We start from the raw sequence: 1,914 nt of genomic DNA on the forward strand, positions 1-1,914 counted from the left end.
ATGTCGCGTATTGTTCAGCAGCCTATTGGCGGCCGCTGTGTAGGCCCTGTTCGCAGTTCTGACTTCACCCGCGGTCAGATCACCGGGATCGTCCAAAAAGCAGTTGAGTCGGGATGTTCTACCCGATCCAATCATTTCGCACGATCGGCCCGTCGGATCCGCGTTGTTGACTGGGTCCAGCCCCACATAGAGATACAGGTTGGGGTCGTCCTTCGTCCCGACCGGATCCATCGACAGGAACTGCCCCAGCCTGGTCGAGTAGTATCGCGCCCGGTACTGATACAGCCCGGTTTCCGGATCGTACTGGCGCCCTGTATAGCCGAACGGGCTGTGCTGCGGCGGGGCCGAGGTTCCCGACCCGAACTCCCCGTAGGGCGAGTAGCTCGCGGTCCCCACCGTCTGGCCGGCGCTGTCCGAGGTGGCGATTACCGAGCCCTGGTGATCCGTGTGGTGCCAGTAGACGGCACCCGCCGCGGTCACCGTCGCCAGCCTGGCGTCCATGGTTGGCTTGTGCTCCTTGTCCGTAGAGCCATCCGGCACGAAGCGTCGGAGCAGGCCGCCGTTGACGTCGTACTCGGCCAGTTCGTCGGCCCCTGACCACATCATCCGGGTGACCACGCCGTTGACCGTCTTCTTGGTCCGCCGGTCGTTCGAGTCGTAGTCGTAGGTCGCCGTCATGCCGGCGCGGCTGGCCCCGACCATGCGGTTGCCATAGGTCCAGCTGTAGGTGTTGACCCCGTCGCTGGTGATGTTGGCGTCGGCGTTGAACACGATCGGCACGCCGCCCTCGGAGGCCACCTGGTTCAGCACATTGGCAGCCCCATAGCTGCGGGCGTAGGCCAGGGTCGGCATCCATTCGAAGGCCGGCTGGCTGATGCCGATCGAGGTGGTCTTGCCCGAGGCGTCGTGGCCGTAGCTCCGCCTTAACGAGCTGGACAAACCCGGGCTGGAGCCATCAGTCTGTCGGATCTGGCGTACAGACCGCCTCTGAAAATAGAGAGCGTCCTACAGGATAGTACAACCTCTCGCCCCTTTCTCCGCCCGTGGAAAAGTTGATCCACTCGACTCCGCATTTTGGGCTGTAGCTGTACGAATAGCTTTCCTGACCGACCCGAGACACGACGACAACGTGAGCTTCTCGATCCGATGAGTCGGTAACAATATGGAAATCGTAGCCGCGAAAAGCCCATTCGCGTCCAGCCGGCGGCGGCGCCATAAAATAAATGGAATCGGCGAATTTTACACACTTTGAGATGCCCTCGCCGCACGGCTCCAACCCGCCTCCAAGATCAGACGGACCTCCAACCTCCGAAACATCTTGATAGTAGGAGTGAGAACCCTCATCCAAGTACAGCGCCAGTACATGATCGTCCGCATTGGACCTGAAGACGATGGTTTCCCCACGTGACACTTCAGCTTTCCCGCGAGACCCTTCTGCGGGCCGCCGAGTGTCAGCACTTTCCTCCGGCGCGCAAGCAGCCATCAGAAAGATCAACGCAATGATACTGGTTCGCTTCATCTTCCAACCGTCCTGTCCCACCACGACTCCCACCAAGGAGGCGGCGCCAGCAGTCTGTCTGCCGCCTCCATATACCGTCCTTTGTGTATGAACTCACCACCAACGTCCCTCGGCTCATTCCTGGTGAGATGCATGGCCTCGTGCACGAACTGGTTTTGCAGGTCGTAATGGATATTTGAAGTTCCACCCCGCTCATCCTGTCGGATCGACACCCCGCCGATGGTGATCATTCGCCTAACGCTCGGACCGCCGGACGAATTACCTCCCTGAACTTCTGCTCGGTTCCAAAGCCCGCTCTCTCCCTTGACGTGGGTGGTGCGGAGAATCCCCAAGACTTCCCGGGCTGAAATAATTCGTCCTTGTCCCCAGACACGTACTGTTCGATCTCTATGTCG

1 protein-coding gene is annotated in these 1,914 nt (G+C 60.1%); it reads right to left on the reverse strand.

The window, feature by feature from the left end; genetic code table 11:
* A partial coding sequence (locus RDU12_RS15410) for an RHS repeat-associated core domain-containing protein (RefSeq protein WP_308685521.1) occupies positions 1-939 on the reverse strand: 939 nt, incomplete at its 3' end.
* Positions 940-1,914 lie beyond the last annotated feature (975 nt).

The sequence above is a fragment of the Brevundimonas sp. genome, from assembly GCF_031082345.1.
Classification (GTDB): domain Bacteria; phylum Pseudomonadota; class Alphaproteobacteria; order Caulobacterales; family Caulobacteraceae; genus Brevundimonas.